This window comes from Staphylococcus sp. EG-SA-2 (genome assembly GCF_017152085.1).
This window is the reverse complement of record NZ_JACYHC010000010.1, coordinates 1-583: the sequence shown is the minus strand read 5'-3', so window position 1 is coordinate 583 and position 583 is coordinate 1. Positions and strand designations below refer to the sequence as shown.

Here is a 583-nt window from a genome sequence, read left to right as displayed (position 1 = left end):
GGATTAAACGATGAACTGTTAAATCAGGATAACGTCTAATTGGTGATGTAAAATGCGTATAATATTCAGCTGATAAGCCAAAATGTCCCAAGTTCACATCATCATAATGCGCTTGTTGCATTGAACGTAACATCATTGTTGAAATGACCATTTGTTCAGGTCGACCTTCTACTTCTTCTTGAACCTTTTGAAGTGTTGTTGGATGAATATCTTCGCCAGTGCCCTTAATCATGATGCCAAAGTTTGTAATAAAATCAAAGAATTGTCTTAAGCGATCTGATTTAGGTTGCTCATGCACTCGGTAAATAAAAGGTACATTTAACTTACTAAAATGTTCAGCAACTGTTTCATTTGCAATTAACATAAATGATTCAATTAGACGTTCACCCTCGCCACGTTGTCTTAATTGAACATCTGTTGGTATACCGACTTCGTTAACTAATACTTTTGCTTCACTAATATCAAAATCGATTTCACCACGTCGTTTTCTCATTTGAATCAAACGATTAGATAAATCTTGTGCTAAATCTAACATAGGCGTAATTTCTTTATATTGTTCGCGAATGTTAGGATCCTTTTCAGT

The 583-nt window shown here is 34.6% G+C and carries 1 protein-coding gene; it reads right to left on the bottom strand.

Features of this window, described 5'->3' with window-relative positions; genetic code table 11:
* Positions 1-583 (bottom strand): RNB domain-containing ribonuclease (locus IDG60_RS27010; RefSeq protein WP_206160330.1); only part of this gene is annotated, 583 nt, incomplete at both ends.